Source organism: Atopobium sp. (assembly GCF_034113385.1).
In the GTDB taxonomy this organism is placed as follows: domain Bacteria; phylum Actinomycetota; class Coriobacteriia; order Coriobacteriales; family Atopobiaceae; genus Atopobium.
Genome location: NZ_JAXEXL010000013.1, coordinates 39605 through 61636 on the forward strand (window position 1 = coordinate 39605; position 22032 = coordinate 61636).

A 22032-nucleotide genomic window follows, 5' to 3' on the forward strand; every position below is an offset into this window, starting at 1 on the left:
CGTGTTTTAACGGTAGTTTACCTAACCTAATGAATCCTTACTCATTTGCCGTCTCATTGAAGAAATTATCGCGTCATAGACCTTTGTTTTTAGTGGTTCTGAAAGATGTTTTGTTAACTCATTTGCTTTATTTTTTTGTTCTTGCGTTACTTCTTGTAAGGGACCCTCAGGCGATAGTTGCTTTTTTTCACTATCGTCTGCTTTGTGGCGTTTCGGATACCTTGATAACTTAAATTGAATATCCGAAACTTCAAATCCAAAATGAGCTAAGCGGACTAAATAAATCTCTTTGTTAGTAGTAAAGTCCTGTAAAATACCAGGATTATCTATATAAACATACAGTATTGGCAAACGATTTTGAGCAGCCATATCTTTTAAAAATATGCCGCAGGTATGTGTTTGTTCAAATTTGCCGTTTGCTCCAAACCAAGCACGATATGCCTTTTGGGTATCAGACAACCCAACAGATAAATCTGTAGTAAGTAAGCCCACCATAAGCTCACCAGTAGTGACAATGTGATTCTGATCAGGATTTGTTATATCTGGATGTATTTTTGTATCACGACGTTTATACACCATAGGTAATCACCTGTGCTTGCTTTAATAAATCTGCCGAGAAGTACGACGTGTTTGTTGTAGTAATGACAGTTTGAATCCCTTGGGAAATAAATGACAACATAGCCTTGCGGCGGTTCTCATCTAACTCGCTCATAACGTCATCTAACAGCAGTAAGGGTTTCTCGCCAAGTAACTGCTGAGCAAGCTGCACCTCAGCCATTTTCCACGCGAGGATAATAGAGCGCTGTTGCCCTTGTGAACCATAGGTTCGAGCATCTATTCCATTAATACTAAAGAGAAGGTCATCTCTATGAGGGCCTAGCTGAGTTTGTTGGCGGCGAATATCATCCTCACGAGTCTGCTGGAGCGTATCATAAAATAGTTGTTGTACTTCTTCTCGGGATAGATGAGTAATATTGTTAGAGAGCGTACTTTGATAGGTACAATCCAACACTTCCCCACCAGAAATAGTTGCATAGGCTTCTTGAATATAAGGCACTAGTTGTTTAAACAAACTCACTCGATGTGTAAGGAGCGTTGCGCCACCTAAAGCAATAGACTCATCCCATGCAGTAAGTAACTGAGTATCTACAAAAACATCCTTAAGTAATGCATTACGCTGCTCAATTGTACGAAGATAGGTACGCAAAATTGTGTCATAACCCCTATGTGCTTGCGATCCAAAACTATCTAAAGCAGCGCGCCTATTACTTGCAGAGCCCTTAATAATGCTTAAATCATCAGGACAAAACAAAACTGACATGAGGGTGCCAAGAAGATCTTGAGCACGACAGGGTTTACCATTGCGTTTAAAGGTTTTTTTTGCCGCGGTAACCGTACACTCAACATCAACAACACGACCGTCTCCTTTAAGCTGAACTGCTGCACGGCCCTGGTCTTTTCCATGAAGAAGTAACTCAGACGCACGGGCATGCCTAAAAGAAGACCCCGTTGTAAGAAGTTGTAAGGCCTCTATTGTATTGGTCTTACCCGTAGCATTTTGACCAATAAGAATAGTGGTGCCTTCACCCAGGATAACAGTTCTATCCTGGGCATTTCTAAAATTGATAAGTGAAAGTTCGTGAGCTACTAGCGACACAAAACTACATCCTTACCGGCATAAGCAAATACAAGTAGTTAATCTTGCCCCAGGTCTTAAAAACAGCAGGTCTCATTGCGTCTTGTAATTCAAGCGTAAGCTGAGCATCAGAGCCTGCAGCAGAAACACAATCTTCTACATAACGATAATTAAGAGCAATTGATAAAGAACTACCCTCTGCTTCTACTGGTAGCGTTTCAGATGCCTCGCCCATATCGGGAGAAGTAGTAGAAAGCTTAATGCTTGCATCATCCGTATTTACATCCATACAAACCTTAGGATTATTAGCAGAAATAGTGCTCACACGACGAAGCGCACCAGAAAGCTCAGATGACATAAGCTTTACACTTGTCTGATTTGAAGCAGGTAATAATTGCTTATAGTTAGGGAAGTTGCCTTCAATACGACGGGATACATAGGTGGTATCTCCAAATACAAAAACAACCTGGCTGTCCGTACTACCAATTAAGATAATCTCACTCTCTGATGGAATCGTAAGGACATCATGAAAAACAGTACCAGGAATAATCATTTCAAAACCGTCATTAAGCGCTGAGGTTTCTACGTTCGTATCACACACGGCCAAACGGAAAGAGTCGGTAGCAACTAAACGAATAACATTATTCTCAACCGTCATAAGGACGCCAGACAACACAGGACGAGAAGTATCTTTTGAAGTTACACGATAAACCTTATCTACCATAGTAGAGAGTAAGGTAGCAGGAAGCTCTACAGATCGTTCTAATACAAACTCAGGAAACTCTGGGAAGTCTACAGGATTAAGAACAATTAAGTTAAAGGTAGAAGAACCACAGGTAATCACACAAGATGAACTTGTTGCATTAAAATGTACCGAACCACCATCAAGATTTTTTACAATATTAAGTAGTGTTTTGCCAGATAAAACGGTCTGTCCAGGGGCATCTATCTGAGCAGGAATCTTACAGCGGATGGAAATAGCAAGGTCAGTAGACTGTAGCTCTAACATACCATCTACAGCATTGATATGAATTCCAGTAAGAATAGGTAGAGTAGCATTAGAGCTCATACCCTTACTTACAATAGAAAGTGCCTTTGCCAAAGAAGACTGACTTACCGAGAAAATCATGAATCCGCTCCTTCTATTTTGTATATAGTATAGATATATACATAAAGAACTTAGTAATAATAAGGCTTGTAGAAACGTTTAAATCTCAATCTTTTTGCTGGTAAATGCCTAAAAGATTGGGTAGTACCTATCAAAAATCTTTCTACACTCCTTACGATTCTTACATTGTAGAAAACTCATCTTACAAAAACCAAACACTTACTAACACGGCTTTAAAACCTTTTAAGAGCTTTTAAACACCCTTATTTTAGTCGTTTAGAATTATGTCTTTAAGCTGCATGACTCTATCGTATAAAACTCGCGATTCTTTAATGGCTTTTTCTGTCTCACTTACACTGTAATAAATAGTGGCATGCTTACGTCCGCCTACATGTTTTCCAATTTGTTCTAAGGTGTTATCTGTCATTTCACGCGCAAGATAACAGGCAATCTGCCGCGGTAACATAATTTCTTTTTTACGTGTTTGACCAACAATATCAGAATGAGATACATGATACGCATCTTCGACAACTTTTAAGATTTGATCAATAGTAACCACGCGTTGTGATGTACCAAACTTCTGAGTAGCGAGCTTAATAATGTCTTCTCGTTCAAGTGTTTTACCTGCACGTTCACACTTAGTTGCTTCTAAAAGGCAACTTTGACAGAAGCTTTCAATGACACGAATATTAGTGCCTGCACGGTCTGCCATAAGGTGGAGGTTTTCTTCTGAAATAGTTCCCTCAAAACCCATGAGCTTCTCGCGCTCGGCATCTTCTTTGGCGCGCTTATAAAAGTTCTTAATAAGAGCTAATTTAAGGTCATAGTCTGGGGTTTGAATAGGACAGGCAAAGCCAGAATCCAAACGAGAAATAATACGTTCATCAAAGTCTTGATTACCCAAACCCAACTCTGCAGGTGATTTATCTGCAGCAAGCACTATTTGCTTACCGTGATCTACAAGGTAGTTAAACAAGTCAAAGAAGAAACCAACACTACCAGGCCCTTTAAGGAACTGGATGTCATCGATGATGAGAATATCAATGTCACGGTAGTTTCTACGAAACGCCTCTTTTACCTCTGCTGACGTATCGCTCATCGCGGTGACATATTCACTAATAAAATCATGACTTACGCGGTAGACACAAAGTTTATTAATTTTATTTTGTATGATGTAGTTTTGGATAGCTTTAAGAAGGTGTGTTTTTCCCAATCCACTTCGTCCGTAAATAAAAAGAGGATTGTAGTTTTTAACACCATCTGCCACTTGTTTAGCTGCCTGCAATGCCAGCATGTTCTCTTCACCTTCAACAAAGCGATCAAAGGTGAGTTTAGAATCATTTTCTGTTACTTCTGCAATCAACGGATTTGCTGCACGACGTTGTTCAATGCTCGGTATTTGTGAAACCACTTGGGGTACAGCTTGTTGAACTACACCTCCACTACCTGCATGGTAGTGTGGTTGTAAAGAATCAGTTTGATTTTGGGTGGTCATACTTTGGGTAGCTTGTTGCGGTAATAAGCCATTATTAAAAGTATCTTGATGAGACAACACTTGTAATTCTGTTTGAGAAATAACAGAAGAGGTTTTCATCTGAGGCTTTGCGTTCAGGTTGATTTCTACTGCAAATGCAATGGGCTCAAAGGCTACTTGCTCCAAGCATTTCTCGATAAGTGGAGTAAGTTTTTCAATTTGGAGTTTCATAAAACGCGATGGCGCGAGTACAGAAATAGAGTCACCTGTAAACGAGCAGGGTTCGCACTTTTCTAACATGGCTCGCTTAGATGCTCCAAGCTCTTCCATGTTTGTTGCTAAATCAAGTACATCACTCCACAGTGCCTGTGCATAGGAATCTACTGTGTTTTCCATTACCCCACCAACCGTCGTTTAGGATTGTAGAAAACTCATTATATGAGACTATGCGAATAATGTCGAAAACTCTTTATTGCGTTGTTTACTGTTTGATAAGTGAATGTATATATGTCTTACCAAGGGCAGTTAGTTGGCGCTTTTGTCCAGTTTTATGTGTGAGACCAAGCGTGTCCAAGAGCTTAAGTTCACGCGACCAAGTTGGTTGAGATCCACCAAAACGCTCTGCAAGTTCTTTGCCGCCAACTTCTGATTTGGATAAGAAAAGCGTCAAAATCTGTTCTCCACGTGCACTAAGACTTATGTTAGTGGACGATGTCTCTGTAGTGGTATCTGTTGCTGTTTTAGCGGGGTCTGAAGTTATTTGTACAAACACCCCTGCCCCTGTAGCTCCACCTGCCTGATTTTGAATATCTCCAGGTAGGTTTGGTATAGAAGCGGGCTGACAAGAAACGCGTGGGGTAATAGGCAAAGACTCCTCCCCTGCAGGACGCGTAGAAATTGTCACAATAGTGCCAGAGGAGATGTTGTCTTGGATAGATAATGAACCACCTTTATCCATCATATATTGTTGTGCAATAGGCAACCCAGAACCAACACCACGAATATAGTGCTTCATGGAATCTGTGGCAGATGTGGTACCAAATTGAAGTGCTTTGTCCTTCTCTTTAATACCAGGGCCCTGATCACAAAAACGGATGGTATTGCCATTATCCAAAATAGTAATGGTAGGCTCAATAAAGGCTGCGTGAATATAGTTCTCTACAATCTCACGAATGATAGTAAACGGAATAGTTCCGCCTTGCTCGTGTGAGAGCTTTGTAACGGTTTCTGTAAGCGATGAAAGAAAATCACGAATATTGGTTGGTTCTAACACGACAACACGGGGTGTAACTGCAGGATCATCATAGATAGCAATACGTGCTGGATAGGAAACTACACTATCTTCTGCAAGTGAATTATGAGGTTTTTTGGCTTCTTCCTCTACAAAAGGAAAGAAATCCCGTGCCATGTATGACTCCTTTATCAACAAACTTTCGGCCGTTGTTGAAAGTTTCAAAAAATAACTTTCACGTTGAAGAAAAGTTTTCAACACTCGATAAAAACTTGTCGATAAATGCGTGAAAGTACATGAAATCTCATGAAAGATAATAGCAGTTACTAGATAAGTATTCATGTGTAAGTAAAGTTTCTTTTCGTATTAATGAAATTTCATGATAGAGTGTGACTGAAGATTTACATAAATCATGAAATTAGTGGGAACATTGACAGAAAGTAGTGGTATTCCCTACAATTTCAAGGCTTGACAGAAAAACTCATTAACCTGTAATCCAGGAGGAATAAAAAATGAAGCGTACTTATCAGCCAAATAAGCGCCGCCGCGCTAAGACTCATGGTTTCCGTGCTCGTATGGCCACTAAGGCGGGTCGTGACGTTTTGTCTCGTCGTCGTGCTAAGGGTCGTAAGCGCCTCACTGTTTAAGGCATCTTATGGAGACCATCAAATCCAAACAGGAATTTGAGCGGGTCTTCGCCAATGGTAAGCGTGCATCACATTCACTCGTACGCATTACATTTGTTAAAGAAGATCAAAGCGCTCCAACAAAAATTGCATTCGTAGCCGCTAAAAGACTAGGCAATGCAGTTTTTCGTAATCGTTGTAAGCGCGTTCTCCGAGAGGCCGCCCGCAGGAGTGATATTCCTCGGGACGGTCTTTCTGTGATTTTCTTTGCAACGCACAAAACAGCTACTGCGTCTCCCCGTGAGCTTGATGAGGCACTTACCTGTCTTTATAAGAGATTTTAAGAGTTAGGGAGGTAAAGCAATGGCGAGCAGAGCAGCACGAGCTGCCATTACTATCGTCAAGTTTTACCAAAAATGGATATCTCCGGTATTGCCGGATTCGTGTATCTACTCCCCCACGTGTTCTCAGTATGCAGTTGAAGCATTACAGAAGTATGGCTTTATAAAAGGCTCGTGGCTGGCTCTTAAAAGGATATTGCGCTGCCATCCATTTCATAAAGGTGGATATGATCCTGTTCCTTAATAACCTACACGTGCGGAGGAAACATGTGGGATTGGTTTATTAGCTTTTTATATCAAATATTAGCCTTCTTAGCTGGGCTTGTAGGCGACTGGGGTCTTGCAATTATTGTATTGACTTTTATCATTCGTCTCATTCTTACTCCACTCACTTTAGGTTCCACGAAGTCTTCTGCGCGCATGCAGGCACTTCAGCCAAAAATGAAGGAGATTCAGGAGCGTTACGCAGACAATCCTCAGCGTATGAACGAGGAAATGCAAAAGTTTTACTCAGAAAATAAGTTTAATCCATTAGGTGGTTGCTTACCGCTACTTTTGCAAATGCCCGTCTTTTTTGCGCTGTTTTCCGTGCTTCGTGATAGTCTTCCTGTAGAAGCACACTTCTTTGGCATTTTAGATTCCCTATCTCAGTCTGTAGCTGGTGCACTTGCTTCTGGCGGTATTGCAGGAGCATGGGTATTTATCGTTCTTGATATTGCTTTTGGTCTTTTAACGTTTCTCCCCATGTATTTAAACTCTGCAAACTCTTCTGCAGAACAGCGTTCTCAAACCTTGATTATGGGTGTTGTTATGGCAGCCATGATGGTGTGGTTTGGTTGGAACGTGCCCGTTGGTGTTTTGCTGTATTACGATACATCTGCAGCTTGGGGTGTTATTCAACAACTCTTTATTACCAATAAGGTTATGGAGAGTGTTCGTCAAAAAGAAGCTGCTCGCGTTGCTAATCAGGTAGTAGTAGACGTTGTACGCAAAGAAAAGAAAGCTCGACCTCATAAGAAGAACTAGTTGCTTCTTTAGTTCAGATTAATTTAAGGAAGTAATTGAAGGAGAAAAGCATGGCTGATGAACTCAGCACAGATGTGATAGAAACAAGTCTTGATGGTCTTTTGGCAACCCATGAGGCTGGCGAGAAGTTTTCTGATGCTCAACTTGATACCATTGCGGATTTTGCTATTAGTTGCGTCCGTGAGCTCCTCTCTTTCTTTGGTGAGAATAGCTGCGTTATTGATGAGTATGAGGGTGATGAAGGCGAACTCATTCTTGATGTGAATGGTGGTAACCTCGCCGTACTTATTGGACGTCATGGTCGTGTACTCGATTCATTTCAGATGATTGTTTCTTCTTTAGTAAATAGGATGCTTGGTTTCCACTTCCCTGTTGTTGTAGATATTGAGGGATATAAGAACCGTCGTAAACAAAAGATTGAAAGCATCGCGCTTTCTGCTGCAGCTCGTGCAAAGTCTCGTGGTCGTGTCCGCCTAAAGCCAATGAATGCGTACGAGCGTCGCTTAGTACATCTTGCGTTAATTAATGATACTGAGATTATTACTCACTCTGAAGGAGAAGACCCTGAGCGCTGTGTTGTTATTACAGCTGTACGCTCTGACTAATATTTCTATCTTTTACAAGGTATTATTAAGAGGATGAGATTTTCTCATCCTCTTTTTTATGCCAAAATCTTGTGATGCATGGAGTTTTGTCAGGAGATAACATGTTTTTAGAAAGTAATTCTACTCGTAAACAGTTAAGGGATGAAGCAAAGTATTTTAATATTGAGCTCTCCCCTATACAAGAAGATTTACTTCTAAAACATTTAGAGCTTTTAATAGAAAAGAATAAGGTCCTAAATCTAACACGTATCACAGATACAGAGTTAGCAGTGCGTCTACACAGTATTGATTCTTTACTTGTCTATAAAAGCGCTTCTTCTGAAGAGTTTTTTAATTTCTTAGATATTGGTACGGGAGGAGGATTTCCTGGCATTGCTCTTGCCGTAATGTCTAATGCAAACGGTGTCTTATTAGATTCCGTAGCTAAAAAGGTACTTGCAGTCTCTGAGTTTCTTTGTCAGCTTGGTTTATCTAATCGAATTAGTACTTCCTCCGAACGTGCTGAAATCTACGCTCTAAATCATAAAGGCGAGTTTGATTTAATTACTGCTCGCGCTGTAGCCCCTTTAGCTTCTTTGGTTGAATATGCTGCACCCCTAGTAGCTCTTAACGGTAGGTTTATAACTACAAAAGCTCAAATTACTAATGAAGAATTAGAATCAGGTATAAAAGCAGCTAAAATCTGTGGTCTTAAATATGTTTCACGTGAAACATATGAATTGCCAAAGGACAGTGGGCATCGGGAAATAATTGTATTTAGAAAGATAAAAGAACCTTCTATTGTTTTACCCCGCTCAAACGGAATGGCGAAGAATAAGCCATTAGCTTAGTTGTAAATAGTTGTTGTAATTCTGTTTGTATACATGAGTTAAATGTGTATGCGAGTAATTCCGCTCAAAAAGCTAATGTTTCACGTGAAACATTAGAACTTCCCTGCTATTCTTTTATCAATCGATAAAAAAGGAGCTTAAATGGACTATAGAGATGTTAGTAAGTACAAAGAAGATGACGAACCAAAAGTTATCGCAATAATTAATCAAAAAGGTGGCGTAGGAAAATCTACAACGGCCGTAAATCTATCCTCTGCTCTTGGGGAACTAAAACGAAAGGTTTTAGTTATTGACCTTGATCCACAAGGAAATACAACAAGTGGTTATGGTATTGATAAAGAAGAATTAGAAACAGATGTGTACGATGTTCTGTTAAACGATGTTGATATAACAGAAAACATCATCCAAACAATGGAACCACATGTTTTTGTGTTGCCTGCAACAATTCAATTAGCAGGCGCAGAAATCGATTTAGTGGGTATTGAAAAACGCGAATATGTTTTAAAAAATGTAATTAACTCTATTAAAGATGAGTTCGATTACGTATTTATTGATTGCCCTCCCTCACTTGGATTATTAACAATTAATGCTTTTGTTGCAGCAGACAGTTTAATAATCCCTATTCAGTGTGAATATTATGCACTTGAGGGGCTTTCAAAGCTATTAGAATCAATGGAAATGGTTCAAAACAAGCTTAATCCTGATTTAGAAGTGTTTGGCGTATTAATGACTATGTATGACAGTCGCACAACACTATCAAATCAAGTGGTAGAGGAAGTACGTACGTATTTTAAAAACAAAGTGTTTAAGACAGTAATTCCTCGCAGTGTAAAAATTGCAGAGGCGCCAAGCCATGGATTACCAATAAATAGATATTCTCGTTTAAATAAAGGCTGTCTCGCATACTCAAAGCTTGCAAAGGAAGTGACAAGACGTGGCTAAATCAGGACTTGGAAAGGGGCTAGGTTCCCTTATTAGTGAAGCTAATCATGAGGTTAGTGCGATTAAAGCAGATTCAAAGCTTCCTCTGAGCTCTATTAGACCAAACCCAAATCAACCTCGTAAGGTATTTGAGCCAGAAGCGCTTGCAGAGCTAGCAAACTCTATTGAGCAAAATGGTATTTTACAACCAATTCTTGTACGAAAAAAAGGCGTAAAGTATGAGATTGTTGCTGGTGAGCGTAGATATCAAGCGGCAAAACTTGCAAAGCTCAAAGACGTTCCTGTAATCATTAGGGAAGTATCTGATGAAGAGATACTACAGCTGGCACTCATTGAGAATCTGCAACGTTCCAACTTAAATCCAATTGAAGAGGCACAAGGATATAAGCAGCTCATTAAAAAGAATAAAATGACACAAGAGGAGCTTGCAAAGGTTCTTTCTAAATCAAGATCAACGATTACAAACACACTTAGATTACTCGACCTTCCTAAGAGTGTTCAAACTTATATGCTTGATGGAAGTTTAAGTGCCGGTCATGCTCGTGCAATCCTTGCGGTGCCTACAGAAGAGGGTAGAGAAAAACTTGCACAAAAGGTTGTGGAAGATCATTTATCGGTGAGACAGACAGAATCTCTCGCTCCATTATTTTCTGGCGAAAGGAGCGAAGCAAAACCGCGCCAGGCTACTCCGCAATCATTTAAACGCGCAGCACGTCAGTTACGTTTAGCTCTTGACACCAATGTTCGTGTTAAACAAGTGCGAGGGAAAAATAAAATTGAAATTGAATTCAAGGATGAGGATGATCTTATAAGAATCCTTGATTCATTTAAGAGTGATAGGTAATGAAGCGCTTATATGGAATAGTAAAAATAGCAATTGGTTCTGCGATAGTTGCTTCAACTACATACTTCCTTATTTTGACTAAAGAAAATAGGGAAGAGGTAAACGACGCACTTAAAAAATCGATTAAGACTATTGTGCATACGAAGGACACTATTGCACAGGCTGTTAAGAAAAATGAACAAGAGCTTGACCAGTCACTTGAGCTTCTTCAAGACTCAGTAAGGCAGCAGTGGGATAATCTAGCGTAATAGCGCCACAACAAAGAAAAATATCCTATACAGAACATATGTTCTGTATAGGATATTTGTATAAAATTAAAAGAGCACGCAGGAAGAGTTAGTTGAGTACTTGCTGTTTGAGTTGACCACATGCAGCAGCAATATCATTGCCGCGCGAGTTACGTATGGTGCATTCAACACCAACCTGAGCAAGTTTACGCACAAATAGTTGTGCTCGTGCATCTGTAGAGGGTTTAAATGGGGAGCCAGGGACCTCATTGAGCATGATTACGTTAACATGAGCCATAGTATCACTTGCAAAATCACAAAGTGCTGCAAGCTCATCGTCTGTATCGTTAACGCCACCAATAAGTGCATATTCGTAAGATGGTCTTCGGCCAGTCTTCTCTACATACTCCTGCATGACATCCCAAAGACGTAATAAGGTAAAGCGTTTAACGCCAGGCATAATCATGTCACGTGTTTTTTGTACAGCTGAGTGAAGAGAAACAGCAAGAGTAAATTGCTCAGGCTCAGTTGCAAACTTATGAATCATGGGAATAATGCCACAGGTAGACACGGTAAGGTGTCGTGCGCCAATGCCAAGTCCCTCTGGGGAGTTGAACAAGCGTAAGGCTTTCATGGTCTCTTTATAATTGGCAAACGGTTCACCCTGACCCATTAATACAACGCTTGTAGCGCGCGTACCAAAGTCTTTTGCAACGTGAACAACCTGATCATACATTTCTGCTGCAGAAAGAGAACGATTCAGACCAGCAGCACCAGTTGCACAGAAGGCACACGCCATGCCACAACCTGCCTGTGTAGACACACAAACAGAAAGTTTATTACGGGTTGGCATACCAACACATTCAACTGAGGCACCGTCTGCAAACTTTAGAAGGTATTTACGGCTGCCATCTTTGGATACTTGCCGTGCAATCTCATCAGTGCCGCCAATTACAAACATTTGAGTAAGTTGTTCTCGTAAAGAAGCAGGTAGATTACTCATCTCGTCAAAAGATGTAACATGCTTAGTCCACAACCAGTCCGCAATTTGCTGAGCACGAAACTTAGGTTGTCCCATACTAAGCACCATGCGCGTGAGCTCGTCGGGCGACAGCGAGCGTATGGCAGTACGCGTAGAGACAGCCTGTGTAGAAGTGGCTAAAAACTCTGCGTCTTCTGTATTCATATTTAAACCTTATCTATGAGTTACGTTTACAGCCCAGAGTGGAGTATCCTCATACAAAGAACTGTCATACAAAGTCTAACGTACATTTACGTTCTTGATGAGGAGTTTCACAATGGCCAACATTGATGTCACAACCTGCAAAGTTGCACTTATTTCTGGTGGTTGGTCTGACGAGCGCGAAATTGCACTAGCAAGTGGACGTGCATGTGAGAAGGCATTACACCAAGCAGGTTTTGAGCGCGTTGATTTTATCGACATTGCCGAGAAGGGCGCGGTATCTAAGCTTGAAAATGGTAACTACGATGTAGCCTTCATCGCAATGCATGGTCTGTACGGTGAAGATGGCTGCATTCAGGGCTTGTGTGAGATTCTTCATGTGCCCTATACCTTCTCTGGTGTTCTGGCATCGGCAATGGGAACTGAGAAGCAAATTACAAAAACGCTATACAAAGCAGCTGGTATTCCTACGCCTCATGGGTATGAAATTACAAAAGACCAGAAGATTGATGAGCAGTATGCACAAAAACTTGTGGATGAGTTAGGTCTGCCAATCTTTGTAAAGCCTGCTACTAACGGATCAAGCTATGGAGTTTCACGTGTAACATCTGCTGAAGCGCTTCCTGGAGCAGTTAAGCTTGCGTGTGCAGGTGGCGATAATGCTCTGATTGAGAAGTGCGTTGTAGGAACAGAAATTACCGTACCTGTTATTGGCAATGATGAGCCACAGGCATTACCAATAGTAGAAATTGTTACGGGCGCAGAGTTCTACGATCTTAAAGTCAAATATGAGCCCTCTTCCTTGCATCATGTTATTCCAGCAAGACTTTCCGAGAAGGCCTATAAGCTAGCACAGCAGTATGCGTGTGAAGCGCATAAGATTTTGGGCTGTAGGGGAGCGTCACGTAGTGACTTTATTGTTACTGCTGATGATGAACCTGTCTTGCTCGAGACAAACATGATTCCTGGCATGACTGAGACTTCACTTCTTCCTGACTCTGCACGTCATGCTGGAATTGAGTTTCCTGAACTTTGCCGCAAGTTTATTGAGTTTGCGCTCGAGTGCGCATAGGCGGTTATATGGTACAAACAACGAGTTCCGCATTGGTCGAGCAGTTTCTACTGCCCGATACGCCTGTTGCTGTTGCGCAGCTTTATGGTGGTCTTCGAGAGCAAGCAGACCAACAAGATTTTGGTTTGCTGGTGGACGATGTTGTCGTCTTAGACACCGAGACCACAGGCCTATCGTTTAAAAAATGTGAACTCATAGAGATTGCAGCAGCACGTATTGAGGGTGGTCAGATTTCTGACACCTTTCAAACCTTTGTGCACCCGCACGCTCCAATTCCTGAAGAGATTACTAAGCTTACGCGCATTTCTAACGTTGATGTAGTGGACGCCCCCTCTGCAGAAGATGCGGTAGCAGCTTTGGCGAAGTTTGTTGGCGGCATGCCCGTTCTTGCACATAATGCTACGTTTGACCGAACGTTTATAGAAAAGGTCAAGGGCGGCAAACTAGTTAGTGATACGTGGATTGACACGCTTGCTTTAAGTCGTATTGCTTTGCCTCGCTTGTCTTCTCATAAGCTTGCAGATCTGGCGAGTATTTTTGGTTGCGCAGCGGTGTCACATCGTGCAATTGATGATGTAGTTGCCCTGGCTGGCGTTTGGCCTGTTATGTTATGTGGTCTTCTTAACTTAGGGCCGGGATTGCTACGAACGTTAGCAGATATGCACGAGGATATAAGCTGGCAATTTAGGCCTATCTTTAGCTACTTGGCACGTATGCAGCCCGAGAAACCCTTTGCGCTTGAGCATATTCGTCGTGAACTTTTGCTCGATGATGTGCCTGCGCGTAGGGATGCTGCAGCGTTTGATCAACCTATCAATCCCATTACAGCCAATCAGATTAATGAGGCATTTAGTTTGTCTGGTTGCGTTTCTCGCATGTATGATGCATTTGAGCTGCGTCCCGAACAGCTCCAAATGGCACAAGAAGTAAGGGCAGCTCAGGCGTCAGAGGAATCACGTTCAATAGAGGCGGGTACAGGCGTTGGTAAATCCATGGCATATTTATTGCCAAGCATTATGTATGCGCAACAAAACAACGTTACTGTGGGTGTTGCTACAAAAACAAATGCCTTAACAGACCAGCTGGTTGCCCATGAATTGCCTGCTTTAAACGATGTGCTCGAACAAGGAGTTCGTTATTTTGCGCTTAAAGGATACGAGCACTATCCCTGCTTGAGAAAAACCTTGCAAGCAACGTATACACATTTACCTGTTCAAGATGTGGATACAAGCATGCGCTCGCAGGCGACCATCGCTCAAGATCAACTAACTGCTCTTGCGGTAACCTTAGCGTATGCCTGCCAGTCACCCTCAGGGGATTTAGATGCATTAGGCATTAAGTGGCGCAGTGTTCCACGCTCTTTGCTCACTACAACATCTGAAGAATGTGTTCGTGGTAGATGTCCGTTCTTTCCGCAGCTTTGTTTTGTACACGGTGCACGTCGTAGAGCAGCCTCTGCAGATGTTGTGGTCACTAATCACTCACTGCTGTTGCGCAATGTGGCAGCAGAAGGAAATATCTTGCCTCCTATTCGTCACTGGATTATTGATGAGGCTCATTCGTTAGAAGACGAAGCTCGGCGTCAGTGGGCGGTGGAGGTTTCTGCACATGCAGCACGCGCGGCATTTGAAAGCCTTGGTGGCGCTCACACCGGTGCTATTCATGAATTATTGGTTCAAGCAGCAGGTATAGAAGGGTCTACGCTGGTAAGCTCCTTATTAACCAAGGCTGCTACCGCATGCACGCGCGCATCTATTGCAATAAGCGAGCTTTTCTCGACCGTGGCAGACTTTTGTAAAGAACACAATCATTCGCGCGCCTATGACACGCAAACCATTTGGATTAGTCAGCAGCTTCGCACAAGCGATGCCTGGCAAGCGGTTATGGAGGCAGCCGAGCCCGCTATCCACGCGCTGGATGAAGCAGCTAAATTGATTCTTGAGGCGCAGAAAAAAATTGATGAGACAATCCAAAAGCCGCAGACTGAGCTTTCCAGTGAGGTGCGCAACCTTGCGGAACTTCTTGATGGGCTAAAGCTTATTATTTCTGGCGAAGATCAGAGCTATGTGTATTCTGCTCGCATAACTCGTGGTCGAGGTGGCCTTACGAGTGAAGCGCTTTTGGCTGAGAAGCTCGATATTGGTACTGAGCTGGCACAAAAGTGGCTGCCCGAGACCATAAGTACCATTTTTACGTCGGCAACCATTGCAATAGGCAATGATTTTACTCACTTTAATCATTCGGTGGGTGTGGATAGTTTGTCAGATGGTGCGCATAAAGATGTGCGTTTAAGTTCAAGTTTTGACTACGACAATAATATGCGTGTTCTTATTGCGCGAGACGTGCCACAGCCAAACGACCCAAGGTATCTAGAGGAGCTCGAGGACCTTCTGTTTGACGTGCATTGCGCTATGGGCGGTTCGGTGCTTACTTTGTTTACAAACCGTCGTGAGATGGAGCGTGTATACGAAGGTCTCCAGCCGCGCCTTGCAGGTAAAGGCCTCGACCTTGTTATGCAAGAGCGAAACAGTGCGCCAAAACAGCTGCGTACTACGTTTTTGTCTCAAACCTCTTTGTCGCTCTTTGCACTTAAGGCATTTTGGGAGGGTTTTGATGCAAGTGGAGATACCTTGCGTTGCGTGGTTATTCCTAAGCTACCGTTTGCAAACCCCAATGACCCTCTTTCCAAAGAACGTGAGGTTAGAGAAGAGCGTTCCTGGTGGAAGCATTCGCTACCAGAGGCGATTATCTCGGTAAAGCAGGCTGCAGGACGACTGATTCGCAGCTCAACAGATGTGGGTGTGTTGGTGTTGGCAGACTCTCGCCTTGTAACTAAAGGTTATGGCAAGCAGTTCTTAACAAGTCTGCCCACCTCAAGCTGCACGGCGCTTGAAGCGTCAAACATTGGTCGCTACATTGAGCTGTGGCGTGATTCACAAAAGTAACCGTACTTGGCTTTGCGAGTCGCATCATCCTTGCGGCTACTGCTGTTGCTACTGCTGTTGCCGCTGCTTGAGTTGCTTGGCAAGAAGGTCTTGGGCATAGTCCGAGACCTTCTTTGCGAGGTTTGGGTCTTTAATTTTGACGCGTCTGCCGCAGGCAGCAAGATGCCGAATGAGCCAAGGAGAACCATAGTTGGGAATGACAAGCTCCACGCTTGTATCGTCATGCTGCGTACGCTGAATTGGATGCCAAGGATAGAGCTCTTCGAGCCGGGGGTCTAACAGCGTAATAGTTGTTGTTGCGACGGCCTGCTCGTTGTTTTTCTTGTGCGCCGCCAGTTTCTTATACAGCACTTGCTTAGTCAAGCTGCTCTTATTTTTGCCCTGCTCATTCTGACCCTGCGGGTACACTGGAGCTTTGTGCTGAAGATTACTGATTCGATCAAGCCTAAACGTTCGGAACTGATCGCTTGCAAACTCATACGCCTCCAGATACGCAAAACCGTCCTGCACATATACGGTATAGGGGAATACCAGGCGATTCTTTGTTGTATTACTGTGCTGAGAGGCATAAGTAAACGCAAGGCAGTAGTCACTCATAAGCGCTTTAATGCAGCCGAGAAGAACGTCGGAGTTTGTAAGCGTATGAGCACTAGCAACGGTCCGAGCAATTTCTTGGGCGTTTGTTGTGGGTTGCGCATAGCTGTGTTGAATAAGCTGGTAAAGAGGGGAGGCGTCATCAAAGCCGCTTGTCTGTAGCGCCGCAAGCAAGGCAATTGATTCTGCTTTTGTAAGACGTAACGGCTTTACGGGAGTGTGGGAAGAGATAAGTTCAAGCTCGTCGTCATTCTCGCCACATGCGAGGGGGAGGTATGAAGTCTCATCACCTGCCACGTCCACAAGCATGTCCATGAGCCGCTGTGCTTCGTCATACGAGATGCCAAGCTTGTTGGCAACGCCTTGTGTTTGAATTGGCTCATGAGATTGGCTGAGTGCACCAAGCAAAACGGTGAGCTGTTTGATGGTTGTTTGTCCGCCTTTACGGCCGCGCATTGATTTAGAGCTCATTATGCGAAGCCTCCTTAAGCAGGGTTATATAGGCATCTACCAGCGTATCTGGAGAAGTGGGCGTAAACGCGTTTGCAAGAGCCCAGCGTGCTGCCTCGTGAAGGTAGTTCGGATTAATAGATAGAACAAGTTCATTAAGCTGCTGGTTATATGTGGCGGAAGTCTTGTCCAGTTGTTGTGCCAAAGTAGTCTGCTCTGATGTGGAAGGGACAAAAAACACCGCTTTTACTTGCTCTTCTCCGTATTGGAAGGGAAGTTTGAGGTAGTCTTTTACAGAAAAGCTCGCCGGAATAGTGTAGTGCGTAGAAAGAGGCACCACGCTTTGCAGACGATCTTCTCTAAAGATGCGAATATCGTTGAAGTTAGGGGTGTCGGAAGAGAAGGACGCTCCAACAAAGTAAGAAATACCACGAGAGGAAAACAAGCCCAAAAGCGCCAGCTTGCGTGTGCTGTGGGCGCCCGCTGCGTTACGGTATTCAATGCAACAGCCACAGTGGTTTACAAAGCACGCATGCAGTTTGGCAATCATTGGTGATGGGGCCGTTGTGTTATGGAAGCTTGTGGTGCTTGTTGCAAGAGCAGTTGCGGTATCCAGGGTAAACACTCGATGGATTTTAGCCAGCGCCATACGCAGGTCTTCTCGATAAGGGAAGTCGGGTTGATGTAAATACGGTGCACAAATTGATTGAATAGCCATGGCGTCGTCATGCGTTAAGGCAGAGTCATCGGCAAACGTGGCTTTCTTGTCCAACATATACACATCACCAAGCGAGGCATCGCGTACAGAAATGATGGAAATGCCACATTCTGCCAGGTAGCTTCGGTCTCGTTTAAAGGCCTTCTCGGCAGCAGCTTTGGAAAGATGTGTATACAGCGCTGCGGTAACTTCTGTGAGCGAAAGGGGAGCAGAGGCGCTCATAAACAGCACTGCTAGAGAAGTAACACGCTCTGCCATTTGCTCATTTTTAGACAACGGTGTCCCAAAATCATCTTCTGCAAACACCTTTGTTTGTTCGCTCACGAACCCTCCTCATACGCGCATCGATTTTCTATACTGTTATATCCTTGATAGTATTAAATAATTCATACCAGTATTGTTGGCAGTACAATTAAGAGAGCAGAGCAAAAAAGAGCGGAGCTTGTTGCATGAGCAATCATACATCGCGTCACATGGCACCATCCACTGACACGCCGTCTAAAAACTCAAGTACCAAGACCGCCGCTATGAACAGTTCTTCTGACCATACCACTGCTTCTCATACTGTTGCCACTACTCCTACACCACGCCGCGATCAAAAGAAGATACCGCTTGCCATAAAGATTGGCGCAAGTCTTATTGCCGTATTAATTCTTGGCAGTGCTGGTTACTTAATTTGGCGTCATTTAACAGGTGCAGCTCAGGCAAAAGAGCAAATTTCTGCAGCTATTGCCTCTGTTTCAGAAAATGATGCTGCCATTGTTCCGCTTAACAATACCATTACATCTGACTTGGGCACCAAAACAAGTGAGGAACTTACTAAGATTAACGATGCAGCAAAAAAGAGCATCTCTTCCTTGGACGAAGCTCAAACCCATGTAAATAATGCGCGGTCACTGGATGAGTTTATGACCGATGATGAGCGTGCCGTTGTTCAAGCATTGCAGGATTCCATCGACCAGCGCCATAAGCTCATTGAAGCCGGTGCCGAGGTTCTTACCGTGGACATTGGAGCCCTCGATGCAAAGGCATTTCTCACCCAAGCTATGGAAAAAGCTGTTTCTGCAGACTCCAATATCGAGAAATCCGTCGAGGCAGCAGCGGAGTATGCAAAGTCACTTGCAAAGGAGGAGTCATCTGTAACTGATGCGCAGGTGCCTATTGAGTATGACAAAGCTGCGTTGGATGACATTACAGCTGCTCAAGGATTTGAAAACAATGCTGAGCAAGCTTTTTCTCAGGCTGACTATTCGGTATATACCAAGTATCTAGCCGCTCGCAAGGATGCAATCAATGCCTTACTAGAGGCAGACACCCATATTGCTTCTGGTGACTTTGATAAGGCACAAACAAGCATTGAGGATTACAACAAGCGTGAGGCAGCCAGTTCTGATCTTGCAAAACAGCTCCCAGAGACACCCGATGTCTTTTTGAGCGAGTCATATGATGCTGCGCTCAAGAAACCGCTTGATACCTATAAAGCCATTGCCGAGAAGCTTGCTGCAACTGACGGAAAGGTCAGAAATTATCAAGGTCTTGCAGCCGGAGGCTCAAAAAAGGCGTAGAGATTAAGGAAAATCTTCCTTATAACGGCTTAAATCGCCCAGTAAACCATTCTCCAAGTGCGGCATTTTGTTTTAGGACGTATACTCTTAGCATGACTATCAAAATGTAGTGAGAAGGTCCAAAGGAAGACTTTTATGCCGACCAAAACTAATACGTATCTTGAATACCTCGATCAGCAGACGCCCATTGCTCCTGCAAACAGCCAAGAGGAGCTTCAGGAAGCCCAGAATATCGAAGCATTCTTTGCGTCTCGTGGCTTAGAGACGACGGTTCAGGAATTTGATGCCTCTACAGCAGCTCCTATTATTAGAGCAATTATGCAGGTTACCCTGCTTGTAGGCATCTTACTTTCACATATTGGTAATACAGTCCTGTCTGTTATTGCCATGTTTATTACCTTGGCAGCAGCAGCGTTGCTCATCATGGATGTGATGGGTAAAGATATTTTTACACGCCGCACTCCTCCTGCTAAGAGCCAAAACGTAGTTGCTGTACATCGCGCTTCTGGTCCTTTGGTTTCTAAGGGCAATCGTCCTATTGTGATCGTTGCTCACTATGACACTCCTTATGAGAACTTCTTGTTCAATCCTGCTATTGCCAAGGCACAGCCTTATATTCGTATTGCAGCCATTTGGAGCGTACCTGTCGTTGCGTTTTGCGTAATTTTCCAGCCTTTTGCTATGCTCGGCGGTTTTCGAGTACTTCTTTGGGTTATAGGCATACTCGCTGGTCTTGCCCCTTGCTGTGTGGGTATTGCTACGTTGGCAGAACGTCGTATGGGTTGTACCACTGGTGCTAACGACAATAAATCTTCTATCGCGGCACTTTTTGATATTGCCGCTACCATTCGCCCCACTGAGGAAGAAAAATCTGACATGTTCCAAAAGGTAGCTGCTTCTACTGATGATGCGGATGCAGATGCAGGTGTAGCTGCCACCTCAGATGCCCCTGCTGAAGAGCCTACACCCGAGCCTGAGCCTCGTTATGAAGAAGTAGTTGGCGTACGCCATGGTGAAGAAGTACTTCGTAAGCTTGGTATGCTTCCCACTTCTTGTGAGATTGAGTATGTAGAGCCCAAGATTATTGAGTATGTAACCCCAGAGCATAAAAGTACAACCACTACTCCTCTGGCAGATTCTTTATCAGACGATGTTTCTGCGCAGGAAGAAGCAGGTTCTGATGAGCTTACCGATGCGTACAATCAGGATGAATCTACTGCGGGTAAGACTACTCGCATGAAGATGCCTGTTGCTGTAACCGATTTCTTCTCACGTGTTAAGGATTTTGCATCCAGCAAGATGCGCCATCCTGCTCCTTCTGATGTGCCTCTCGTAGAAACAACTCCCGAGCAGATGGAGGATATTACCCCTGCAGATGCTACCTCTGCTACCAAGGATGCAAAGGGTACAGCAGTGCCAGACACCACTGCAGAGAAAACCGTTCTGGCTCCCGCCTTAGATTCAGAAACTATTGCTCAACACGCAGCAACGTCTCCTTCTAAGACAACTGAGCTTCCTGATTTAAGTGCAGAAGAGCAGGTTAATCTTGCTCGTCGCGTTTCTTTGTTTGATTTACCCGACCCCTCTCGCGCAGAAGTTGATCCTCTTAGCCCTGAAGGTGTCATAGATGCACACGTTATGGCAGAGGATGATGTGCCACAGCCAGACGCTGCAAGTGATGACAATAATGGTGCGTCCGCGCTCTCTCTTGTAGAGGATGGCGAGCCAACCACTCAGTCTGCCATGCCCGCTGTATCTAAGCTTAGCGCTGATGTTATGCATCCTCTCAGCAAGGCGTCGGCTCGCAAGAAACTTCGTTTGTTTGGCAAGAAAAAGCAGAACAATGATTCTTTCTCTGAGTTCCTTGGCGTAGATGAAGACTTTAATGCCAAAACTGATGGCAACAAGATTGGTTCTTGGGATAACTTTGAAACTCAAGATAATGAGGCTAAATCTAATTCCTCTGATGATTCAGATGCTCCTAACACCTCTGACAAACCAGATACTCCTTGGAAGGGTGGCGCAACGCGCAACGCTCTATTCCAGGTAATCGAGGGTGAGGCCGGCGAGAAGACCAGCGAGTCCGATGACCAAATCACAGACGAAGACATACCAACGGACGAAGACCTTCGCGATGCTGTTTTGTCCATGTCTGATGATGAACTGCTTTGCCATGATATTTGGCTTGTTGCTCTGGGTTCATCTGCACTTGACCACGCAGGTATGACTGCTTTCTTACAGGAATATCGTAGGTCTTGCCGTGGTTCTTTTGTTATTAACCTCGATAGCATCGGTGCTGGTCAGCTAAGCATGTACACCAATGAAGGCGCTTATCATAATCGCCGTGCTGATCGTCGCTTGGTTCGTTTGCTTACCAATACTGCCAGTGACTTACACATTGATGTGGTTAAAGCGAGCCATCGCTGGGGTGATACAGACGCAACTAAGGCAATGCGTTCTTCCATGCGTTCCGTTACCCTTGCTGGCCTTGATGAAAATGGCCTTCCTGCACTATCGCATACTGCAGATGATGTAATTGAGGAAGTAGATCCAAGGCAGATTAAGAGCGTTTCTGCATTAATTTGCGAGCTTATCCGTCGTTCATAACACCTAAG

The 22032-nt window shown here is 43.7% G+C and carries 21 protein-coding genes; 13 read left to right on the plus strand and 8 right to left on the minus strand.

The features are described 5' to 3' along the window. Positions 1 to 21: 21 nt before the first annotated feature. The 5 genes from SPD80_RS03495 to SPD80_RS03515 form a co-directional block, all read right to left on the minus strand. On the minus strand, positions 22 to 579 hold the full coding sequence (locus tag SPD80_RS03495) for a hypothetical protein (protein ID WP_320828502.1): 558 nt from the start codon (positions 577 to 579) through the stop codon (positions 22 to 24). Then, positions 569 to 1657: a DNA replication/repair protein RecF gene (gene recF / locus SPD80_RS03500; RefSeq protein ID WP_320828503.1), complete on the minus strand. Its 1089-nt coding sequence runs from the start codon at positions 1655 to 1657 to the stop codon at positions 569 to 571. The genes SPD80_RS03495 and recF overlap by 11 nt, the downstream gene beginning before the upstream one ends. A gap of 4 nt (positions 1658 to 1661) precedes the next feature. Further along, positions 1662 to 2765, minus strand: coding sequence for a DNA polymerase III subunit beta (gene dnaN / locus SPD80_RS03505; protein ID WP_320828504.1), 1104 nt, complete (start codon positions 2763 to 2765; stop codon positions 1662 to 1664). Positions 2766 to 3012: 247 nt separating this feature from the next. Next, on the minus strand, positions 3013 to 4614 hold the full coding sequence (locus tag SPD80_RS03510; protein WP_320828505.1) for a DnaA ATPase domain-containing protein: 1602 nt from the start codon (positions 4612 to 4614) through the stop codon (positions 3013 to 3015). Between the two features lie 85 nt (positions 4615 to 4699). Further along, positions 4700 to 5626, minus strand: coding sequence for an ATP-binding protein (locus SPD80_RS03515; RefSeq protein WP_320828507.1), 927 nt, complete (start codon positions 5624 to 5626; stop codon positions 4700 to 4702). Positions 5627 to 5961: 335 nt separating this feature from the next. Here SPD80_RS03515 and rpmH point away from each other — a divergent pair, with 335 nt between their 5' ends. From rpmH to SPD80_RS03560, 9 genes are all read left to right on the plus strand, one after another. Beyond that, a complete protein-coding gene (gene rpmH, locus SPD80_RS03520) occupies positions 5962 to 6096 on the plus strand; it encodes a 50S ribosomal protein L34 (protein ID WP_002562937.1) in 135 nt (44 codons plus the stop codon). An 8-nt stretch (positions 6097 to 6104) separates the two neighbouring features. Further along, on the plus strand, positions 6105 to 6419 hold the full coding sequence (gene rnpA / locus SPD80_RS03525) for a ribonuclease P protein component (RefSeq protein WP_320605448.1): 315 nt from the start codon (positions 6105 to 6107) through the stop codon (positions 6417 to 6419). A gap of 19 nt (positions 6420 to 6438) precedes the next feature. Continuing rightward, on the plus strand, positions 6439 to 6660 hold the full coding sequence (gene yidD, locus SPD80_RS03530; protein WP_320605447.1) for a membrane protein insertion efficiency factor YidD: 222 nt from the start codon (positions 6439 to 6441) through the stop codon (positions 6658 to 6660). 23 nt (positions 6661 to 6683) lie between these two features. Continuing rightward, positions 6684 to 7442 (plus strand): YidC/Oxa1 family membrane protein insertase, encoded by a 759-nt coding sequence (locus SPD80_RS03535; protein WP_320828508.1) that lies wholly within the window; start codon positions 6684 to 6686, stop codon positions 7440 to 7442. Positions 7443 to 7492: 50 nt separating this feature from the next. Beyond that, the gene (locus tag SPD80_RS03540; protein WP_320828510.1) at positions 7493 to 8047 is read left to right on the plus strand and encodes a protein jag; all 555 of its coding nucleotides are present in this window, start codon (positions 7493 to 7495) and stop codon (positions 8045 to 8047) included. 101 nt (positions 8048 to 8148) lie between these two features. Beyond that, positions 8149 to 8877 (plus strand): 16S rRNA (guanine(527)-N(7))-methyltransferase RsmG, encoded by a 729-nt coding sequence (gene rsmG, locus SPD80_RS03545; RefSeq protein ID WP_320828511.1) that lies wholly within the window; start codon positions 8149 to 8151, stop codon positions 8875 to 8877. A 141-nt stretch (positions 8878 to 9018) separates the two neighbouring features. Then, on the plus strand, positions 9019 to 9819 hold the full coding sequence (locus SPD80_RS03550) for an AAA family ATPase (protein WP_320828512.1): 801 nt from the start codon (positions 9019 to 9021) through the stop codon (positions 9817 to 9819). Further along, entirely contained in the window at positions 9812 to 10663 is an 852-nt protein-coding gene (locus tag SPD80_RS03555; protein WP_320828513.1) for a ParB/RepB/Spo0J family partition protein, read from the plus strand. Before SPD80_RS03550 ends, SPD80_RS03555 begins: the two co-directional genes overlap by 8 nt. Beyond that, complete coding sequence (locus SPD80_RS03560; RefSeq protein WP_320828514.1) at positions 10663 to 10911, plus strand: hypothetical protein; 249 nt, start codon at positions 10663 to 10665, stop codon at positions 10909 to 10911. Before SPD80_RS03555 ends, SPD80_RS03560 begins: the two co-directional genes overlap by 1 nt. An 88-nt stretch (positions 10912 to 10999) precedes the next feature. On the opposite strand, the gene rlmN is transcribed toward SPD80_RS03560, so the two are convergent. After that, complete coding sequence (gene rlmN, locus SPD80_RS03565; protein ID WP_320828515.1) at positions 11000 to 12076, minus strand: 23S rRNA (adenine(2503)-C(2))-methyltransferase RlmN; 1077 nt, start codon at positions 12074 to 12076, stop codon at positions 11000 to 11002. 112 nt (positions 12077 to 12188) lie between these two features. Here rlmN and SPD80_RS03570 point away from each other — a divergent pair, with 112 nt between their 5' ends. Further along, positions 12189 to 13145, plus strand: coding sequence for a D-alanine--D-alanine ligase (locus SPD80_RS03570; protein WP_320828516.1), 957 nt, complete (start codon positions 12189 to 12191; stop codon positions 13143 to 13145). Positions 13146 to 13153: 8 nt separating this feature from the next. Then, the gene (locus tag SPD80_RS03575; protein ID WP_320828518.1) at positions 13154 to 16090 is read left to right on the plus strand and encodes a helicase C-terminal domain-containing protein; all 2937 of its coding nucleotides are present in this window, start codon (positions 13154 to 13156) and stop codon (positions 16088 to 16090) included. A 48-nt stretch (positions 16091 to 16138) separates the two neighbouring features. Here the strand turns inward: SPD80_RS03575 and SPD80_RS03580 are convergent, their stop codons facing one another. Beyond that, positions 16139 to 17155: a helix-turn-helix transcriptional regulator gene (locus tag SPD80_RS03580; protein WP_320828519.1), complete on the minus strand. Its 1017-nt coding sequence runs from the start codon at positions 17153 to 17155 to the stop codon at positions 16139 to 16141. After that, complete coding sequence (locus SPD80_RS03585; protein ID WP_320828520.1) at positions 17145 to 18176, minus strand: helix-turn-helix transcriptional regulator; 1032 nt, start codon at positions 18174 to 18176, stop codon at positions 17145 to 17147. Before SPD80_RS03585 ends, SPD80_RS03580 begins: the two co-directional genes overlap by 11 nt. 125 nt (positions 18177 to 18301) lie before the next feature. Between SPD80_RS03585 and SPD80_RS03590 the strand changes: the two genes are divergently transcribed. Together SPD80_RS03590 and SPD80_RS03595 are read left to right on the plus strand one after the other, a co-directional pair. Beyond that, positions 18302 to 19417 carry a hypothetical protein gene (locus SPD80_RS03590; RefSeq protein ID WP_320828521.1) on the plus strand — a complete coding sequence of 372 codons (1116 nt, stop codon included), beginning with the start codon at positions 18302 to 18304 and terminating at the stop codon, positions 19415 to 19417. A 135-nt stretch (positions 19418 to 19552) separates the two neighbouring features. Further along, on the plus strand, positions 19553 to 22024 hold the full coding sequence (locus SPD80_RS03595) for a M28 family peptidase (protein ID WP_320828522.1): 2472 nt from the start codon (positions 19553 to 19555) through the stop codon (positions 22022 to 22024). Positions 22025 to 22032 lie beyond the last annotated feature (8 nt).